This is a genomic window from Pedococcus sp., from assembly GCF_036000045.1.
Taxonomy (GTDB): domain Bacteria; phylum Actinomycetota; class Actinomycetes; order Actinomycetales; family Dermatophilaceae; genus Pedococcus.
Window position 1 is genome coordinate 28800 of sequence record NZ_DASYGF010000052.1, and the last position, 18914, is coordinate 47713.

The following is an 18914-nucleotide window of genomic DNA, read 5'->3' on the forward strand; positions in this document are numbered from 1 at the left end:
TGATGACGCCGACGACGACGGAGCCAGACGCGGTGGGCTCAGACCGGGCGACCTCCACCGCTGATGTCTCGAGCCAGCTCGACCTGCTCGACCGGTCACGCCACTCCTTGCTCATGGCCTGTCAGAGCTCAGACACGGCAACCCGGCACCAGCATGCCCAGCTGGCTGCTCTGCGGGCTGCGGCGTCGATGCTGGCGACCCGGGGCCATCCGCGACGCGCCTCGCTGCGGACCGACGTCACCGGGCCCCACAGTCTCTGGCAGCTCGTGCCGAGCTTGGCACCCGAGCTCGCTGAGTGGGCGGGCTTCTTCGAGACGGTCACGGCCCGCTCCGGACCGGTGAGTGCTCGCGAGGCCGACGACCTGCTGCGTCAGGCCGAGATCTTCCTGGACCTCGTCTGTCGCCACCTGGGCCTTCCCGCGCAGGGTCAGGCGCAGGCCGACGTGTTGGTGCCGACCGTGCCATGCCTGGTGCAAGGAGCCCGCGGCGGGGGAGGGATCGATGTCCAGCCCTGAGTTCGTCCACCTGCACGTCGCGTCGGGGTTCTCCATGCGATACGGCACGGCGACCCCTGAGGCACTGGTCGAGCGGGCTGCCCAGCATCGGCAGCCGGTCCTGGCTCTGACTGACCGAGACGGCCTCTACGGCGCGGTGCGGTTCGCCACCGCAGCTGCCACCGCAGGCATCTCTCCTGTGCTGGGCGTCGACCTGGCCGTCGGCCCCGATCCTGCTGCGAGACAAGGCAACCGAGGCCCCCACAACGGAGCCCCCGACGATGGACCGCATGGCGGACGCACTCCGGTGCGGGGTGGAGCCGAGCGCGACCCACGCCACCCACGCGTGACCGTGCTGGCCCGAGGCCGGTCCGCCGGCGTTCCGGCAGGAGTGGGCTGGGCGGCGCTGTGCAGGCTGGTCACCGACACCCATCTGCGCGGTGAGCGCGGCGTGCCTGTCAGCGCCGTCAGCCTGATCGCGGCTCGATGTGCGGGCGCTGGCCGTGATCCGCGCGGCCGCGAAGCCGAGCACCACGCCGCTCCGCTGGTGGTGCTGCTCGGCCCGGACTCCGACGTGGGACGGGCCGTGCGCGCCCGTCGTCTCGACCGGGCGCGTGACCTGTTGGCCGAGTGGCGTCGCCGACTGCCTCCTGACGCTCTGGTCATCGAGGTGGTCTGCCACGGTGGCCCCGACGGCACGCCGGCATCGCGGACCCATGCGGCGCGCCTGCTGGGCTTGGCCGACGAGCAAGGCCTTCCCGCCGTTCTCACCGCGGCGGTCCGCCACGTCGACCCAGGCGAGTCCGCCGTGGTCGACGTTCTCGACGCAGCCCGCCGGCTGGTCGCGCTCGACACCCGCCACCTCGACCGGGTGACGGACGCCGCCCATCTCGCGACGACCGACACGATGCGCGCCATCGCCCTCGACGTCACCGGTGGCGACCGCTCCAGGGCCGACACCCTGCTGGCGCGCACGGTGGCGTTGGGGCTCGCGTGTGCCCAAAGCCCCCGGCATGACCTCGGTATCGGGTCGGTCCACCTCCCCGAGCCCGAGACCGTGGGCGTCGAGCCCGGCATGAGTGCCCAGGTGATGCTTGAGCAGCGGTGTCGTGAGGCCGTGGCCCGGCGGTATCCCGGGGTGAGCGAGCGTGACCTGCTGGCGGTGGAGAGCCGGCTCACCGACGAGCTCAAGGTCATCGCCGAGCTGGGCTATCCGACGTACTTCCTCACCGTGGCCCAGGTCGTCGACCTGATCCGTGACCTGGGCGTGCGCGTCGCTGCGCGCGGCTCCGGAGCCGGGTCCTTGGTCAACTATCTGCTGGGGATCAGTGGGGTCGACCCGATCCGCTACGACCTGCTCATGGAGCGGTTCTGCTCGCCACTGCGCGCCGAGCTGCCCGACATCGACATCGACGTCGAGTCCGCCCGGCGCACCGAGGTCTACCAGCGGATCCTCGACCGGTTCGGCGGCGAGCGGGTCACCTGTGTCTCGATGATGGACACCTACAAGGTCAGACACGCGATCCGCGATGTCGGGGCAGCGCTCGGCCTCCCACCGAGCGAGATCGACGAGATCGCCAAGGCGTTCCCGCACATCCGCGCCCGTGACGTCCGCAGCGCCATCGCCGAGCTGCCCGAGCTGCGGGCCAGGGGCCTGGACAGCCCGCGGTTGCGGGCGCTGTTCGACCTCGTTGAGCGCCTCGACGGCCTGCCTCGCCACATCGCGCTGCATCCCTGCGGAGTGATCCTGTCCGATGGGGGTCTGCTCGACCGCACCCCGGTGGAGGCAAGCTGGCTGGGGTTCCCGATGAGCCAGTTCGACAAGGACGACGTCGAGACCTTGGGGCTGCTCAAGCTCGACGTGCTCGGCATCCGTATGCAGTCGGCCATGGCCCATGCCGTCCAGGAGGTGGCCCGCGTCGACGGCGTCGAGGTCGACCTCGACGACCAGACCCAGGTGCCCCTGGACGACGACGCGACGTTCCGGCTCATCCGCACCAGCCACACGCTCGGCTGCTTCCAGATCGAGAGCCCGGGTCAACGTGAGCTGATCGGCAAGTTCGGGCCGGAGCGGTTCGAGGACCTCATCATCGACATCTCGCTGTTCCGGCCCGGCCCGGTGAAGTCCGACATGATCACGCCGTTCCTCGAGGCGCGCCACGGCTGGAAGGCCGTCAGCCATCTCCACCCGACCCTGGTCAGGGCGCTGGAGCAGACCGAGGGTGTGGTGGTCTTCCACGAGCAGGTCCTGATGATCGTGGCCGAGACCACGGGGGTGTCCCTGGCCCAGGCCGACGAGGTCCGCCGGGCACTCGGCACACCCAAGGGCCAGCTCGAGACCGAGGCCTGGTGGCGCCCGGCAGCCCTGGCCCGCGGCTATGCGCCCGCCGATGTGGACCGCATCTGGGAGGTGCTCAAGGCGTTCGCGTCGTTCGGCTTCTGCAAGGCCCACGCGGCGGCCTTCGCGCTGCCCACCTACCATTCGGCGTGGCTCAAGACCCACCATCCCGCGGCATTCCTCGCCGGCGTCCTGACCCACGACCCCGGCATGTACCCCAAGCGGCTCATCCTCGACGACGCCCGCTCGCTCGGTATCGCCGTCCTCGGGCTCGACGTCAACGCCTCGACGGGCACCTACCGCATCGAGCGGCTCGACCCCGCTGACAGTGGAGCCTTCACCCCGGCGCACCCCGACCTGCCCGACGCCCATGACTACGGCATCCGGTTGTCCCTCGCCGACGTCCGCGGCATCAGCGACGCCGAGGTCGCGCGCATCGTCGCCGGTCAGCCCTATGCCGGGCTATCCGACTTCTGGCATCGGGCCCAGGTGTCGCGGCCCATCGCCGAGCGACTCGTGCTCGCGGGCGCGTTCGACGTCCTCTACGGCATCAGTGGTCAGAGCCGCCGGGGTCGCACCACCCGACGCGACCTGCTGCTCCACGTTGCCGAGCTCGACCGCTACAGCCGTGCGCTCACGCGCTCGAGCCGACGGGTCGCCCCGGCCCGGTCCCGCGGCCCGCAGGCAGCCACAGGGGCGATCGAGGGCGCCGAGGTGCGAGGCCGGGCCGCGGCGCAGTCACAGGCCGCCCTGCCGGTGCGGGCCGAGCAGCCGACCCAGCTCGCCCTCGACCTCGGAGACCGTCCCGAGCTCACCAGCGGTACGGGGCTTCCTGAGCTGAGTGGACCAGAGCGGGTGCGCGCCGAGCTCGACATCCTGGGCCTGGATGCCAGTGCTCACGTCGTCGACTTCTATGCCCCGATGCTCGATGCCTTGGGGGTCACCCGTAGCCGCGACCTGTTGACCGCTCGCAGCCGCTCGACCGTGTGGGCCTGTGGGGTCAAGGTCGCCACGCAGACTCCGCCGATCCGCTCGGGCCGGCGAGTCGTGTTCCTCACCCTCGATGACGGCACCGGTCCGGTCGACGCCACCTTCTTCGAGGACGTGCAAGGGCCCTATGCCGCCACGGTCTTCCACTCGTGGATGCTGCTGGTGCGGGGCGTGGTGAGACGCACCGGTGCCCGGGGGGTCTCGTTGCGAGCGACCGGCGCGTGGGAGCTCACCCCGCTGTGGGAGGCCTGGCGGGCGGGTGGGCTCGACGCTGTGTATGCCGCGATGGAGGCCGGTGAGCGCGCCGCGACCGAGCAGGCGCAGGCTCTCGACCTGGCGCACCAGCAGGCGGCTGCGGATGGGGCCGGCGCCAGGGGCAGGAGAGTGCTCGTGCACGCCTCTGGGTTCCGGCAGTCCCCCTATGCCGACACCCGGCCCCCGGGCGAGGACGTGCGCAGCTCTCACCGGCTCGGCCAAGGCGGTGTCGTCCCCGACCCGGACGACTTCCGTCCACCCCGAAAGCTCTGGCACTCCAGCCCGGGCAGCTCCGGCCATTAGGGTGGCAGTGCAGGAGGGTGGCAGTGCGGGATCTGCATCCCGCCGACCGCCCAGCTCCGACTGACGCGTTTCCACCCACCTTCGACCCCAAGGAGAGCACCGTGGCCGACGAGCAGTGGCGGACCCGACGCGGTGGCGTCGAGACGGCGCTGCGGACCTCCGCGGTGTGGGCGTCGGTGCGTGACCTGACCGAGCGCCAGCAGACTCACCTCGGCCGGCCGCTGCGGGTCATCGACCTCGGCGGTGGCACAGGTGGACTGGCCGTCCCCCTGGCCGAGCTCGGCCACGACGTCACCGTCGTCGACCCCAGCCCAGACGCGCTCGCCTCGCTCTCCCGGCGCAGCGCAGAGCGCGGTGTCGCCGAGCGGGTCACCGCGGTCCAGGGCGACGCCGACTCCCTCGCCGAGCTCGCCGGCGACCAGCCGGTCGATCTCGTCTGCTGCCATGGCACCCTCGAGGTCGTCGACGACCCACCGGCGACTGTGGCGGCCCTGGCGGCCGTCCTGGCCCCGGGCGGGCACCTCAGCCTGGTGGCCGCCCAGCGGCTGGCCGTGGTCCTGGCCCGGGTCCTCGCCGGCCAGTTCACCCAGGCGCACGCCGCCTTGACGAGCCCGGACGGCCGTTGGGGCAGCGCCGACCCGCTCCCGCGCCGGTTCGACGCCTCCGACCTGCGGGCCATGGTGGAGCAGACCGGCCTCACGGTGGTGGACGAGCATGGCGTCCGCCTGTTCAGCGACCTAGTGCCCTCCGCCCTGATCGACACCGAGGCGGAGCGCATCGCCCTGCTCGACCTGGAGAACGCCGCGAGCCGGCACCCCGACTTCGGCTTCCTGGGCCAGCTCGGCGCTGCAGTGCACGTTCTCGCCCGGAACTGAGAGCCTGCCGTGAGCCGGCGCCAGTTCACCCTTCCGGCGCGCAACGCCCAGCAGCCGCCTGACGACACCGGCTGCACGGTCCTGCACGCCGACATGGACGCCTTCTATGCCTCGGCCTCATTGCTCAGCCGTCCTGAGCTGGTCGGCACGCCGGTGATCATCGGCGGGGGCGGCAACCGGGGCGTGGTGCTGTCCGCGACCTACGAGGCCAGGGCCTTCGGGGTGGCCTCGGCGATGCCGATGTCGCGGGCTCGGCGCCTCTGCCCGCAGGCCACGGTCATCGCCCCCGACCATGCCCTCTACAGTCGGATCTCGGCAGCCGTGATGGCCACCTTCGAGACGATCACCCCCCTCGTGGAGCCGCTGTCCCTCGACGAGGCCTTCCTCGACGTGGCCGGGGCCGTCCGCCGCCTCGGCAGCCCGGCGCGCATCGGCCAGCTGCTGCGCGACACCATCCACGACGAGCAGGGGATCACCTGCTCGGTCGGCGTCGCTCCCAGCAAGTTCGTCGCCAAGCTCGCCTCGGGCCTGGCCAAGCCCGACGGCATGGTGGTCGTGCCCCGGGACGAGGTGGTCGGCTTCGTCCAGCAGCTGCCCGTCGGTGCGCTCTGGGGGGTCGGCGACAAGACCGAGGAGACGCTCGTCCGGCTGGGCCTGCACACCGTGGCAGACATCGCCCATACGCCCCTCGACACCCTGAAGCGGGCCTTGGGCGACGGGGCGGGTCCTGCCCTCTACGACCTGGCGTGGGGGCGCGACCCACGCTCGGTCGAGCCGGTGCGTCGCGAGCGCAGCATCGGCTCCGACGAGACCTTCGAGTTCGACGTGGACGACCCGGCATACATCCACCGCCAGCTCCTCAAGCTCAGCGACCGCACCGCAGCGCGGGTCCGCTCCGCGGCGATGCTGGGTCGCACGGTCTCGATCAAGGTGCGCTTCGCCGACTTCACGACGATCACCCGCAGCAAGACGCTGCGCGACCCCACCGACGTCAGCCGTGAGATCTTCGACACGGCCAAGGCACTGTTCGACGCGCTCGGGCTGCAGCGGGCGCGAATCCGGCTGGTCGGCGTGCGCATGGAGGGGCTGGTCGAGGCGGAGGGCGCGCCCATCCAGGGCCTGTTGGACGAGCCCGACCACGGGTGGCGTGAGGCCGACCGAGCCGTCGACCGGGCCAGCGCGCGGTTCGGGGCGGGTAGCGTGCGTCCCGCGAGTCTCATCAGCGACGGCGACCGGAGGGCGGGGCCGCCTCGCGAGCCCGGCCAGGGTCCAGTCAGACCTCCCAACGGCTAGTGCATCACCGCTGGGAGACATATCCTGAAGTTGCCATCACAGGGCGCTGACCGGCACCGATGCAGACGCAAGACGCGGGTGCAACCGTCGGCGGCGTTCGGGCGTTGGTCCAGGTGAACGCTGAATGCGCCGAAAGCCAGGAGGTCAACGTGCCGCTCTCCGAGCACGAACAGCAGCTGCTTGAGCAGATGGAGCAGGCGCTGTATGCCGAGGACCCCAAGTTCGCGTCCCAGATGCAGGGGGCCGGGGCGAGGGCCGCAGCGCGTCGGCGCCGGGTCATCGGCGTCGTCGGCGTGCTCCTGGGACTGGGCCTGGTGCTCGTGGGTGTCAACACCACGATGTGGATCGGGGTGGCTGGGTTCGCGATCATGGTCGCGTCGGTGGCGTTCGCGCTGACCCCACCGCGTGGGCGTGCCAAGCTCGGAACCGTCCAGGCCGATGGCTCCGTGCGCCCCGTCGCCTCATCTCCTCGGGCGAGGTCGCCCAAGACCACGGGATCGTTCATGCACCGCCTCGAGGAGCGCTGGGACCGCCGCCGCGACCAGTACTGAGCTCGGAACGTCTGGGTGGCGCAGCACCCAGAGACTGGCGCAGCAGCTAAGCGCTGGCGCAGCAACGTCGGCGTGCTAGGCGCGGCTGAGCAGGACGCCGGCCACCCACGTCGTGGCGATCGCCAGTGCGGCCAGTAGGTCGATGCCCATCGAGGTGAACACTGCCCCGAGCGCGCTGCGCGTGGACGACCAGGCCTCACGGCTGGAGCGCGAGTGGCCGAGCTCGACCAGGTAGACCCCGAGGACGAAGCCGAGCGCGCCACCGACCACGGGCACCACGAAGAAACCCACCAGCCCCAGCAGCACGGCCAGGACGAGGGTGGAGCGCCGTACCCCCGCCGCCCGCAGCCGCCGTTCGGGCACGGCATACCGCAGCCCGAAGCCGGCCGCCCACAGGACCACGGTCACCGCGAAGACGGTCCAGGCCAGGGGAGTGCCGGTGTCGAGTGCCCAGACCAGGACTCCCGCGACCACGAGCAGCAGTCCCGGCACCATGGGTAGGACGATCCCCACCATCCCGACCAGGATCAGGAGGGCGGGGACCCAGAGGGAGGCCTCCATCGGTGGTGGTCGACCTCGACGTCAGTAGTGGCCCTCAGCGCTCCTCGGCTGGAGCCGTGCCGGGCGTCTCGTTGAGCCGCTCGCTCTGGTCGTCGATCTCGGCGTACTCGCGCAGCTTCGGGAGGTGCTCGCGGCCGTGGTGAGCACAGAACAACAGCTCGCCGCCCGCGTGAAGGCGAGCGCGCACGTAGGCCTGGGCTCCGCAGCGGTCGCAGCGGTCCGCCGCGGTCAAAGTGGGTGCCAGTGCAGTAGTCACGTCAGCCTTCCTTCGTTCTCGTGTCTCTGATGAGACGTTCCATCTCCGGTTTGGGTTGTCCGTTGCCGCGACTTTCTGTCACGACTTCGTGCGTACCCACACCAGCGCCGGTGACAACAGTCAAGCACGGTCAGTTCTTCCCGACGCGCATTGGCCCACGTTGTGGGTCACCTCATGTCGTATCGGGGGATTCGTAGGTCGGACGTCCGGTGGATGGGTGCGCGCGGACGACCTCGACGACCACCGCCGTATGCCGCGTGCCTGCGCCGGGTGCGCGGGGTGCTCGGGATAGCCTGCTGGGACCGTCCGGCGACCTCGCCGGACGGCGAGTCGAGAAGGGAAGGCCGTGGCTGCAGCCACCACTGCCAAGAAGGCCGCGACGACCAAGTCGTCGTCGGACTACAGCGCGCACCACCTCCAGGTCCTCGAAGGGCTCGAGGCGGTGCGCAAGCGTCCGGGCATGTACATCGGGTCGACCGACGGCCGCGGCCTCATGCACTGCCTCTGGGAGATCATCGACAACGCCGTCGACGAGGCCCTCGCCGGCCACGGTGAGCGCATCGACGTCGTCCTGCACCGGGACGGCTCGGTCGAGGTGGCCGACAACGCCCGCGGCATCCCGGTCGACATCGAGCCGCGCACGGGGCTGACGGGTGTCGAGGTGGTCTTCACCAAGCTGCACGCAGGCGGCAAGTTCGGGGGCGGCTCCTACACCGCCTCTGGTGGGCTTCACGGCGTCGGGGCGTCGGTGGTCAACGCGCTCTCGGCGCGACTCGACGTCGAGGTGGACCGGGGCGGCAAGACATACGCCATGAGCTTCCGCCGGGGTGAGCCCGGCTACTTCCCCGACGTCGCGAGCCACGAGAAGGACCCGGAGCACGAGTTCACGCCCTACGAGCGGCGCAGCGAGCTGGCGGTCATCGGCAAGGCGAAGCGAGGGGTCACCGGCACCCGCGTCCGCTACTGGGCCGACCGGCAGATCTTCCTCAAGGACGCCGCGTTCGACTACGACCAGCTGGTCGCCCGCGCCCGTCAGACCTCGTTCCTCGTCCCCGGCCTGACGCTGGTCATCCGCGACGAGCGCGGCCTGCCGGGCACACCGGGGGAGAATGGCCCGCACGAGGAGACCTTCGTTCACGACGGTGGCATCTCCGAGTTCGCCGAGTTCCTGGCCCCCGATGCCGCCGTCACCGACGTCTGGAGGCTGCAGGGCACTGGCACGTTCACCGAGACGGTGCCCGTGCTCGACAGCCAGGGCCACATGTCGCCCACTGACGTCGAGCGCGAGTGCGTCGTCGACATCGCGGTCCGCTGGGGCACCGGCTATGAGACCAAGGTGAGCTCGTTCGTCAACATCATCGCCACCCCCAAGGGCGGCACCCATATGGCCGGCTTCGAGCAGGCGCTCCTGAAGGTGTTCCGCAAGCAGCTCGAGCTCAACAGCCGCCGGCTCAAGGTGGGCAGCGACAAGGCCGAGAAGGACGACGTCATGGCCGGCCTGACCGCTGTGGTCACCGTTCGGCTGGCCGAGCCCCAGTTCGAGGGACAGACCAAGGAGGTGCTGGGGACCTCCGCCGTCCGGGCGATCGTCGCCAAGGTCGTCGAGCAGGAGCTCACCGCCTGCCTGACCTCGGCCAAAAGGGGAGAGAAGGCCCAGGCGGCGTTACTGCTCGAGAAGGTCGTCTCCGAGATGAAGTCGCGGATCAGCGCGCGGCTGCACAAGGAGACCCAGCGTCGCAAGAACGCCCTGGAGACCTCGTCCCTGCCGGCCAAGCTCGCGGACTGCCGGTCCACCGACGTCGAGCGGTCCGAGCTCTTCATCGTCGAAGGTGACAGCGCCCTCGGCACCGCGAAGCTCGCCCGCTCCAGCGACTACCAGGCCCTGCTGCCCATCCGAGGCAAGATCCTCAACGTCCAGAAGGCCAGCGTCGCCGACATGCTCAAGAACGCCGAGTGCGCGGCGATCATCCAGGTGATCGGTGCAGGTTCCGGCCGCTCCTTCGACCTCGATGCGGCGCGGTACGGCAAGATCGTCATCATGACGGATGCCGATGTCGACGGCGCACACATCCGCACGCTGCTGCTGACACTGTTCTTCCGCTACATGCGGCCGCTCGTCGACGCCGGCCGTGTCTATGCCGCCGTGCCGCCGCTGCACCGCATCGAGGTGGTCAACCCGGGCGTCAAGAAGAACGAGCTCATCTACACGTACTCCGACAAGGAGCTGCGCACGACGCTGGCTTCCCTGGGCAAGCGGGGCAAGAACATCAAGCAGCCCCTGCAGCGGTACAAGGGCCTGGGTGAGATGGACGCGGACCAGCTCGCCGAGACGACCATGGACCCCCGGCATCGCACCCTGCGCCGGGTCACCCTCAAAGACGCCGAGATGGCCGAGCGGGTCTTCGAGCTGCTCATGGGCAACGACGTAGGCCCGCGCAAGGACTTCATCGTGGAGTCGGCCGCCGAGCTCGACCGAGAGCGCATCGACGCCTGACCTGCAGGCTGCGTGACCTACGGGTGGCGCCTGAGCCGCAGCCTCAGGCCTGCTGGGGGACCTGCGCGCGCTGGTGCGATCCGGCACGAACGGGCGGTGGCAGCCTGGAGGCGCCAGGGGCTGCGGTCGAGCCGCGGACCACGAGCTCGACCCCGTGGAGCTCGTCATGGTCGTGGGGGACCTCGTGGCCACGCAGCGTGTCGAGCATGAGGCGTCCCGCGCGGCGGCCCTGCTGCTCGACGTCCTGGCGCACCGTGGTGAGGTCGAAGATCTCCGCGTGCACGTGGTCGTCGATCCCGATCACGGAGAGCTCACGGGGGACCTCCAGCCCCAGACGCCGGGCCGCGCTCAGCACCCCGAACGCGATCTCGTCGGAGGCGGCCACGATGGCGGTGGGACGGTCGTCGTCTGCCAGCATCGTCAGCGCGTGCTCGGCGGCGTCGTGGGCCGTCCAGTCGCACTCGAGCACCCATCGGGGCGGACAGGAGAGGTTGTGCTCGGCCAGGGTCCGGTCGAACGCGTCACGCCGGTCCAGCGGCGTCTGGAGGTGCGTGACCGAGGAAGGCACCATGCCGGCATACCCGATCCTCGTGTGACCCAGCCCGATCACATGGCGCGTCGCGAGCGCCATGGCCTGCGCGTCGTCGATGCGGACCGACGGCCAGCCGACCTGACGGTTCCCGACGGTGATGACCGGTATGCCGAGCCGGTCGAGGATCGCTCGCTCGCCCACGGCAGGTGGGATGTTGAGCATGATGACGCCGTCGGCGCGCTTCCACAGCATGTTCTGGGTCAGGCGCAGCCGGGTGTCGAAGGTGTGGCCCTCGAGGTCGATCAGCAGGACGTGGTGACCGTCCTCGCGCAGAGCCTTCTCGATGCCGCTCACCACGGTCGCGAAGAACCACCGGTTGAAGTACGGGACGACCACGGCGATGCCCCGCGAGCGTCCGGACACCAGGCTGGTCGCTGCGGGGGAGGCGACGTAGTGCAGCTCCGTGGCCGCTTCGAGAACCCGCTCACGCGTGCCGGGGCTGACCCGCCCGACACCTCGCAGGGCGCGGGACACGGTCGCGACGGACACTCCCGCTGCCTTGGCGACATCGCTGATCGTGCTCATGTTCACCTCGTTGTGACCGGCATGGGCTCAGACGATGGGCTCAGACGCCGGTGTTGCGTCGAGCTCTCCAGATCAGCCAGACGAGGGCCAGGAGCACCGCGAGGAGAGCAGCGGACCCACCCGCCGCCTTCCCGCGGACCTCCAGCACGACCGTCTGGATCATGGCCATGAAGGCGAAGAACCCGATGAGGCCGAGCAGCACCTCCAGTCTTTGGGCCTTGGCCCGCTGACCGCCGGTGCCGCTCCCTGGGTTGAAAAGTCCCATGGGAGGTCAGGGCTGGCCTGATGGCTAGCCCTTGACACCCCCCGCCGTGAGGCCCGAGACGATCGCACGCTGGAAGATCAGCACCATGATGATCAACGGCACGGTGACGATGGTTCCGGCGGCCATGACGGCGGTGTAGGGCTCCTGGTGCGGCTGTGCGCCCGTGAACTGGGCGATGGCCACGGTGACGGTCTGGGTCTGTGGGGTCGAGAACTGCTGGGCCAGCAGGTACTCGTTCCAGCTGGCGATGAACGCCAGGATCGCCGTGGTGAACAGACCGGGCGCCGCGAGCGGGAGCATGATCTTGCGGAACGCCTGACCGGGCGTGCAGCCGTCGATGCGTGCCGACTCCTCGAGCTCCCATGGCATCTCGGAGAGGAACGCCGTGAGGGTGTAGATCGTCAACGGCAAGGCGAACGAGATGTCGGGGATGATCAGCGCCTGGTAGTTCGCGCCGCTCATCCATCCGAAGTCAGTGAACATCTGGAACAGCGGCGAGACCAGGGCGACACCGGGAAACATCGAGGCGCCGAGGATGACTCCGAGGACGGCGTACTTGGCTGGGAAGTCCAGGCGGGCCAGAGCATAGGACGCGAAGACGCCGACGAGCATGGCCACGGCGGTCACGGCGATACCGATGATCAGCGAGTGCACGAGGGCCGCGCCGAAGTGGTTGCCTCGGTCGGTGGAGAAGGCCGTCCTGAAGTTGTCCAACGTCACGTGGGTGGGCCACGGGGTGCTGTCGAAGGTGTAACCGACATCGCGGAAGGCCGTGACGACCATCCAGTAGAACGGCGAGAGACCCCAGATCACGAGCACAGCCAGGCCGATATACATCCGGAGCTTGGCATTGCGGTCGCTCTTGAAGTGGATCTCCTGGGCCTCGGTCCTGCCGCTGGCGGGAGGGGCCGTGGTGGCGGTGGTAGTCGTGCTCATCTCAGGCTCCCGGGGTGGTGGCGTTCGCGGCGACCGGGTTGGTGGGTGCGGGGGCGACGGCCTTCTTGTCGCTCGAAGGCGGCCGCTTGATCACGTCCGCACCGCCGAACTTGATGAACAAGAACGCGGTGAACGCGATGAGCAGGAAGACGATGGTCGACAGGGCGGAGGCACTGTCGAAACCCTGGTCCTTCTGCTTGATCACCAGCATGGACAGGGAGGTGGTGCCACCTGCGCCGCCGGTGAGGATGGCCGGCAGGTCGTAGATGCGGAGCACGTCGAGGGTGCGGAACAGCACGGCGACCATGAGCGGCGTCTTGACCAGCGGAAGGGTGATCTTGGTGAAGGTCTGCCATTTGCTCGCGCCATCGATCTGCGCTGCCTCGTAGACGTCACCCGGGATGAGCTGCAGGCCGGCGAGGATGAGCAGCGCCATGAAGGGGGTCGTCTTCCAGACGTCGGCGATGACGATCGCGAACTTGGCGGCCCACGGGTCGCTGGTCCACAGCTGCGGGCTGATGCCGACAACGCCGATCAGGTGGTTGACGATCCCGTCGTAGGCGAACATGAAGTAGAAGAGCTTGGCCGTGACCGCGGTGGGAATGGCCCACGGCACGAGGATGGCTGCGCGCACCAGGGCACGCCCTCGGAACTCGCGGTTCATGATCATGGCGAACCAGATGCCGAGGATGATCTCGATGATCACGCTGGTGACGGTGAAGAAGAGCGTCACCCAGAGGGCGTTGTAGAACTGGTTGCCGAGGGTGCCCGGGGGGCAGCTGACATTGCCACACTGTTGCAGTAGCCAGTGGGTGTAGTTCGAGATGCCGGCAGCGCCGCCTTGCACGAACAGTCCCGTCGCCTTGTCCAGGCCGGGGTCCTTGGAGAAGGAGAGCTGCACGGCCTTCAGCAGCGGAAAGATGATGATGACGCCGAGGAAGATGATCGTCGGGGTGACCAGCAGCAGCCCGCGACGCCCTTGACCCGCGTTGAGTCCCTTGCTCTTCTTGGCCGGCTTGTTGTCGACCGGTTGTGGTGTTCTTTCCGCGACTGCGCTCATGCCTGCTCCTTGACGAAAAGGATGCGCCCCCGACATCGGTTCGGGTTGGTGGTGTTCAGCCCTGCATGGGGAGATCCGTACTAGCGCTGTGGGGGTGGCCCGTGTGGGCCACCCCCACAGCGCTTGGGACGATCGTGCTGGCGATCAGCCGCCCGAGGCAGCCACCATGGCCGCCTGCATGTCCTTGACGGCTTGCTGCGGTGACTTCTGACCTTGGATGGCCGCGTAGGCGTTCTCCTGGATGGCGCTGGTGATCCCAGGGTAGAACGGCGTCACCGGGCGCGACACCGCGTTCTTGATCGAGGTCAAGAGGACCGGCAGGTAGGGGTACTTCGACACCAGTGCCGGGTCGGTGTAGATCGACTCGATGACCGGGGCGAGGGAGGCCTTCTCCATGTTGGTCTTCTGCTCGGCCGGGCTGGTGAGGAACTTCAGGAAGTCCAGAGCCGTGGCCTTGTGCTTGGAGTAGGCGCTGATGGCGGCCATGTGACCACCCAGCGTCGAGGTGCCCGGGCCGGTCAGGCCAGGCAGCGGGGCGACGGCGAACTTGCCCTTGACCTGCGACGAGGCATCGGTGCTGGCCAGGTTGTAGACGTACGGCCAGTTGCGCAGGAACAGCAGCTTGCCGCTCTGGAACGCTGCGCGGCTCTGCTCCTCCTGGTAGGTGATGGCTTCCTTGGGGATGTCGCCGTTCTTGTAGTGGTCGGCGAGCGCCTGCAGACCCTTGGCGGCCTCGGGGGAGTCCGCGGTCGGCTTGCCGGCCGAGTCGACCATCTTGGCGCCGTAAGCGTTCATCCACTCGGTGGCGTTACAGGTCAGCCCCTCGTACTTGGCGAACTGGCCGGCGAAGCAGCCCATGTTGTGCGCCTTGGCGATCGAGCACATCGACCACATCTCGTCGATGGTCTTCGGCGGCGTCTTGACGAGGTCGCTGCGGTAGTAGAGCAGGCCGCCGTCCGAGGACGTCGGGGCGGCGAACAACGTGTTGTTGTACGTCGCTGCCTTGACGGTCGGAGCGAGGAACCCGGTGGTCGGCAGAGCGAGCTTGCCCGTGAGCGGCGTCAGCCAGCCCTTGGCGGCGAACTCGGCCGTCCACACCACGTCGACAGAGACCACGTCGTAGCCGGAGTCCTTGGCCTGGAAGTGCTGGACGAGGTCGCTGTGCTGCTGGTCGGCCTGGTCGGACTGCTCCTTGACCGTGACCTTCTCGGTGGGGTGGGCAGCGTTCCAACGCGCCGCCTGGGGGGCCAAGACGTTGCTGTTGTCCTTGCCTTGGACATAGGTGATGGGGCCGCGGGCGTTGTCGGCGGACCCAGAGCTGCCGGAGCTGCTGCCACCACCGCCACAGGCCGCGACGCTCACCGCCACGGACACTGCCCCTGCCATCACCATGAGGGTGCGGCGCTTGTGCATTCGGAGGGCCATACGCCCGCCTCCATTTCTCGCGTAGTGCTGAGGCGGACGTGCCTCAGCGCTGAGGGTAACCGTCCTCATGTAAACGTTTACGCTCCTGCGCCGCAATCCGAACGTGGACTGTTCGCGGTAACGATTGCATAACTCGGGGCTGGCGAACGCCCTGGTGCCCGAAGTGCCGGTTTGGCGAGGGTCAGGAGGAGGCCGCGACGGTGACGGACCAGGCCTTGACGGGGACCGGAGCCTTGCCGCACGACTCGGGCAGCGGGTCCTGAGCGACAGAGGTGCACTGGACCTGCCAGGAACGCCCGTCGCGGTGGGTCACGAGGTAGATGTGGGTGCCTGTGGTCGCCGAGGCGTCGAGCCCGAGCTGGTCCGAGGCGGCGAGCGGCCGCGTGGACAGCGCGGTCAGGGAGGTCTCTGAAAGCACGTGACGCAGGTGGGACTCCGCCACCTGCGCCCCGGGCTCCAGGCTGCTGCGGCCGCGGTCGTGGAGCGGTCCTAGGGCGCGCTCGGGCAGCTCGCCGGTGTCGGCGCGGGAGAGCACGTCGAGGCACAGGGTGGGGTCGAGGCGGGCGAGGGTGGCCCCGAAGGGAAGCAGGACGCCCGTCGGTGCGAACCGGTGGCCTCCGGTGTGCGAGGCCTCCCAGACTCGTCCGGGCGCCTGGGCCGAGGCCTCGAGCGCCACCGGCCGCCCGCGCACCGCGCAGCACACGTCCCGGCGGCCGTTGGTGCACACCAGCAGCACCGGCGCGGCAGGAGACGCACCGCGCAGCGAGGCCGTGACCGCGTCCTGGTCGCCCTCGGCCAGTGCGTCGTAGTCGAGGTCCAGGAGGACCGCCGGATCGTCCAGGCGCGCTTCCAGCAGCCAGGGCGTGGCCCCGGCCCAGGCGGCGTATGCCGTGATGCGACCCGCGTCTGCGGCGCTGGCCCCGTGGGTGTGGGCGGCGTGGTCGTCGGCGTGGCGGCCCGGGCGCCGCAGCAGCGTGAGCCGGCCACCGCGCTCCCCGCAGGCCTGGCCGAGAGCGCGGCCCAGCTCGGCGGGGAGGTGTGACTGCGTCGCCGCGTCCCGCCCCCATGGCCCGGGCTGTTCCACGGCGACGAAGAACCGGGCGAGGGCGGCCGTGCCGTAGGCGCTCACGCCCGCCTCGTCGAACGCGACGGAGCAGGAGCCGGCCGCTGGGATGCCGTGGCCGGTGGTCATCGAGCGGGCACGCCCGAGGTCATCGCGGTGGGCCGGCGACCCGGGCGATGGGAGCGGCGGCCGGGGTGCCAGAGCCGTCGCGACGGCCCGTGGCCTCCGGCAGCTCGATCGCCACGCCGTTGGCGCCTGCCGCACGTGCCGGAGTGGCTCCGGCCCACGCGAGCACGAGGGTGTCCTCCCCGCGCAGGAACCGGTGACACCGCACCCCACCGGTCGCTCGCCCCTTGGCCGGGTACTCGGCATACGGGGTCACCTTGAGCGAGCCGGGCTCGGTGCCGGGCAACGCGCCCGAGGACCCGCTGGAGGTGACGACGACGGCATCTCCCTGCGGGTCGACCGCTCCGAAGAACACGACCCGCTGGCCGGCCGCGAGCTTGACCCCGGCCATCCCGCCGGCCGGCCTGCCCTGCGGCCGGACGGAGCCCGCGCCGAAGCGGAGCAGCTGGGCGTCCGACGTGATGAAGACCAGGTCCTCGGAGCCGGTCTGGAGCTGCGCGGCGCCCACGACCTCGTCGCCGTCCTTGAGCCCGATCAGCTCGAAGTCCGCGCGGGCCGGATAGTCGGTGGACACGCGCTTGACGACGCCTTGTGCGGTCCCCAGCGCGATGCCGGGGGAGTCGGGCGACAGCGAGACGATGGTCAGTGGCTCCTCGCCTCGTGGCAGGTCCACGTAGGCCGCCAGGGGAGCGCCACCCGACAGGCTCGGGGCCCCGTTGGTGGGCGGCAGCGTGGGCAGCTCCAGCACGGACAGGCGCACCAGCCGGCCACGCGAGGTGACCAGGCCGACCTCCCCTCGCGCCGTGGTCCGGACGGCGCCGACGATGGCGTCGTGACGGCTCCGCGACCCCTCGGCGGCCGGTGGCTCGTCGGTGGTGGTCCGGGCCATCAGCCCCGTGGAGGAGAGCAGCACCCAGCAGGGGTCGTCGGCGACCTCCATCGGCGTGCTCGTCGTCGCCGGCACGCCGGCCGACTCCAGCAGAACGGTGCGCCGGGGCGTGCCGTGCGCCTTGGCCACCTCGGCCAGCTCGGTCGACACCGTCTTGAGCAGGAGCTTCTCGTCTCCGAGGATCGCCTCGAGCTCCTCGATCTGGCGCTCCAGCTCGGCCTTCTCGTTCTCGAGCTCGACTCGGCTGAACTTGGTGAGCCGCCGCAGCTGGAGGTCGAGGATGTAGGTCGCCTGGGCGTCGCTGAGGTCGAAGACGTCGATGAGCCTGGCCTTGGCGATGCCCGCGTCGTCGGAGGTGCGGATCACCTGGATGACCTCGTCGATGTCGAGGATGGCGATGAGCAGCCCCTCGACGAGGTGGAGGCGGTCCTTGCGCTTCCCGAGCCGGAACTCGGTGCGGCGGCGCACGACGTCGGTGCGGAAGTCGACATAGACGCGCAGCAGGTCCTTGAGACCGAGCGTGCGCGGCTGGCCGTCGACGAGCGCGACGTTGTTGATGGCGAACGAGTCCTCCATCGGCGTGAGCTTGTAGAGCTGCTCGAGCACCGCCTCGGGGTTGAAGCCGTTCTTGATCTCGATGACCAGCCGCAGGCCGTGCTTGCGGTCGGTGAGGTCCTTGACGTCCGAGATGCCCTGGAGCTTCTTGGACTGGACGGCGTCCTTGATCTTCTCGATGACCTTCTCGGGGCCCACGAGATAGGGCAGCTCGGTCACCACGATGCCCTGGCGCCGAGGCGTGACCTTCTCGATGCGGGACGTGGCGCGGGTCCGGAAGCTGCCCTTGCCGTTCAGGTAGGCGTCGCGGATGCCCTCGAGACCGACGATGCGCCCACCGAGCGGGAGGTCGGGCCCCGGGACGAACTTCATGAGGTCGTCCAGGGAGCAGGTCGGGTTGGCGAGCAGGTGCCGTGCGGCGCCGATGACCTCGACCAGGTTGTGCGGCGGCATGTTCGTCGCGAACCCGACGGCGATTCCGCTGACGCCGTTGACCAGCAGGTTGGGGAAGGCCGCAGGCATCACGCCGGGCTGGGTGAGCTGGTCGTCGTAGTTCGGGACGAAGTCGACGGTGTCCTCGTCGAGACCGGCCGTCATGAGCAGCGCGGCAGGAGCCGGACGCGCCTCCGTGTATCGGGAGGCGGCGGGCCCGTCGTCGAGGGAGCCGAAGTTGCCATGGCCGTCGACGAGCGGCAGCCGCATCGTGAAGGGCTGGGCCATCCGGACCAGGGCGTCGTAGATGGCGCTGTCGCCATGGGGGTGGTACTTGCCCATCACGTCACCGACGACGCGCGAGGACTTCACGTGGCCGCGGTCCGGGCGAAGGCCCATCTCGCTCATGGAGTAGAGGATTCGCCGTTGCACCGGCTTCAGACCGTCGCGGGCGTCCGGGAGTGCACGGGAGTGGATCACGGACACCGCGTACTCGAGGAACGCCCCCTGCATCTCCTCCTGGACGTCGATGTCGACGACGCGCTCGACGAAGTCGGCGTCGTCAGCGGGCGGCGTGAGCGTCTTGCGGGCCATACGTGGGTGCAACTCCTGGTGTGAGCCGGGCGAACGCCTCAT

The 18914-nt window shown here is 69.8% G+C and carries 15 protein-coding genes; 6 read left to right on the top strand and 9 right to left on the bottom strand.

The window, feature by feature from the left end:
• Positions 1 to 2: 2 nt before the first annotated feature.
• The 5 genes from VGN50_RS08440 to VGN50_RS08460 all read left to right on the top strand — a co-directional run bounded on the left by VGN50_RS08440 (position 3) and on the right by VGN50_RS08460 (position 7099).
• On the top strand, positions 3 to 515 hold the full coding sequence (locus tag VGN50_RS08440) for an SAV_6107 family HEPN domain-containing protein (protein ID WP_327444301.1): 513 nt from the start codon (positions 3 to 5) through the stop codon (positions 513 to 515).
• Positions 502 to 4380, top strand: a complete 3879-nt coding sequence (locus VGN50_RS08445; protein WP_327444302.1) for a DNA polymerase III subunit alpha — start codon at positions 502 to 504, stop codon at positions 4378 to 4380. Before VGN50_RS08440 ends, VGN50_RS08445 begins: the two co-directional genes overlap by 14 nt.
• A gap of 101 nt (positions 4381 to 4481) precedes the next feature.
• Positions 4482 to 5255 (top strand): methyltransferase domain-containing protein, encoded by a 774-nt coding sequence (locus VGN50_RS08450; RefSeq protein ID WP_327444303.1) that lies wholly within the window; start codon positions 4482 to 4484, stop codon positions 5253 to 5255.
• Between the two features lie 9 nt (positions 5256 to 5264).
• Positions 5265 to 6548: a DNA polymerase IV gene (dinB, locus tag VGN50_RS08455; protein ID WP_327444305.1), complete on the top strand. Its 1284-nt coding sequence runs from the start codon at positions 5265 to 5267 to the stop codon at positions 6546 to 6548.
• A gap of 149 nt (positions 6549 to 6697) precedes the next feature.
• Entirely contained in the window at positions 6698 to 7099 is a 402-nt protein-coding gene (locus VGN50_RS08460; RefSeq protein WP_327444306.1) for a DUF3040 domain-containing protein, read from the top strand.
• Between the two features lie 75 nt (positions 7100 to 7174).
• On the opposite strand, the gene VGN50_RS08465 is transcribed toward VGN50_RS08460, so the two are convergent.
• Positions 7175 to 7660 (bottom strand): DUF456 domain-containing protein, encoded by a 486-nt coding sequence (locus tag VGN50_RS08465; RefSeq protein ID WP_327444307.1) that lies wholly within the window; start codon positions 7658 to 7660, stop codon positions 7175 to 7177.
• Between the two features lie 34 nt (positions 7661 to 7694).
• Positions 7695 to 7916 carry a DUF7455 domain-containing protein gene (locus tag VGN50_RS08470; RefSeq protein WP_327444308.1) on the bottom strand — a complete coding sequence of 74 codons (222 nt, stop codon included), beginning with the start codon at positions 7914 to 7916 and terminating at the stop codon, positions 7695 to 7697.
• 346 nt (positions 7917 to 8262) lie between these two features.
• Between VGN50_RS08470 and VGN50_RS08475 the strand changes: the two genes are divergently transcribed.
• Positions 8263 to 10410 carry a DNA topoisomerase IV subunit B gene (locus VGN50_RS08475; RefSeq protein ID WP_327444309.1) on the top strand — a complete coding sequence of 716 codons (2148 nt, stop codon included), beginning with the start codon at positions 8263 to 8265 and terminating at the stop codon, positions 10408 to 10410.
• A 43-nt stretch (positions 10411 to 10453) separates the two neighbouring features.
• On the opposite strand, the gene VGN50_RS08480 is transcribed toward VGN50_RS08475, so the two are convergent.
• From VGN50_RS08480 to VGN50_RS08510, 7 genes are all read right to left on the bottom strand, one after another.
• Positions 10454 to 11527 (bottom strand): LacI family DNA-binding transcriptional regulator, encoded by a 1074-nt coding sequence (locus tag VGN50_RS08480; RefSeq protein WP_327444310.1) that lies wholly within the window; start codon positions 11525 to 11527, stop codon positions 10454 to 10456.
• A gap of 40 nt (positions 11528 to 11567) precedes the next feature.
• On the bottom strand, positions 11568 to 11792 hold the full coding sequence (locus VGN50_RS08485) for a hypothetical protein (RefSeq protein WP_327444311.1): 225 nt from the start codon (positions 11790 to 11792) through the stop codon (positions 11568 to 11570).
• A 24-nt stretch (positions 11793 to 11816) separates the two neighbouring features.
• Entirely contained in the window at positions 11817 to 12728 is a 912-nt protein-coding gene (locus VGN50_RS08490; RefSeq protein WP_327444312.1) for a carbohydrate ABC transporter permease, read from the bottom strand.
• A gap of 1 nt (position 12729) precedes the next feature.
• A complete protein-coding gene (locus tag VGN50_RS08495; RefSeq protein ID WP_327444313.1) occupies positions 12730 to 13788 on the bottom strand; it encodes a sugar ABC transporter permease in 1059 nt (352 codons plus the stop codon).
• A gap of 144 nt (positions 13789 to 13932) precedes the next feature.
• Positions 13933 to 15201 (bottom strand): ABC transporter substrate-binding protein, encoded by a 1269-nt coding sequence (locus VGN50_RS08500; RefSeq protein ID WP_327444340.1) that lies wholly within the window; start codon positions 15199 to 15201, stop codon positions 13933 to 13935.
• A gap of 193 nt (positions 15202 to 15394) precedes the next feature.
• The gene (locus tag VGN50_RS08505; RefSeq protein ID WP_327444314.1) at positions 15395 to 16405 is read right to left on the bottom strand and encodes a sucrase ferredoxin; all 1011 of its coding nucleotides are present in this window, start codon (positions 16403 to 16405) and stop codon (positions 15395 to 15397) included.
• Between the two features lie 19 nt (positions 16406 to 16424).
• Positions 16425 to 18872, bottom strand: a complete 2448-nt coding sequence (locus VGN50_RS08510; protein WP_327444315.1) for a DNA topoisomerase IV subunit A — start codon at positions 18870 to 18872, stop codon at positions 16425 to 16427.
• Positions 18873 to 18914 lie beyond the last annotated feature (42 nt).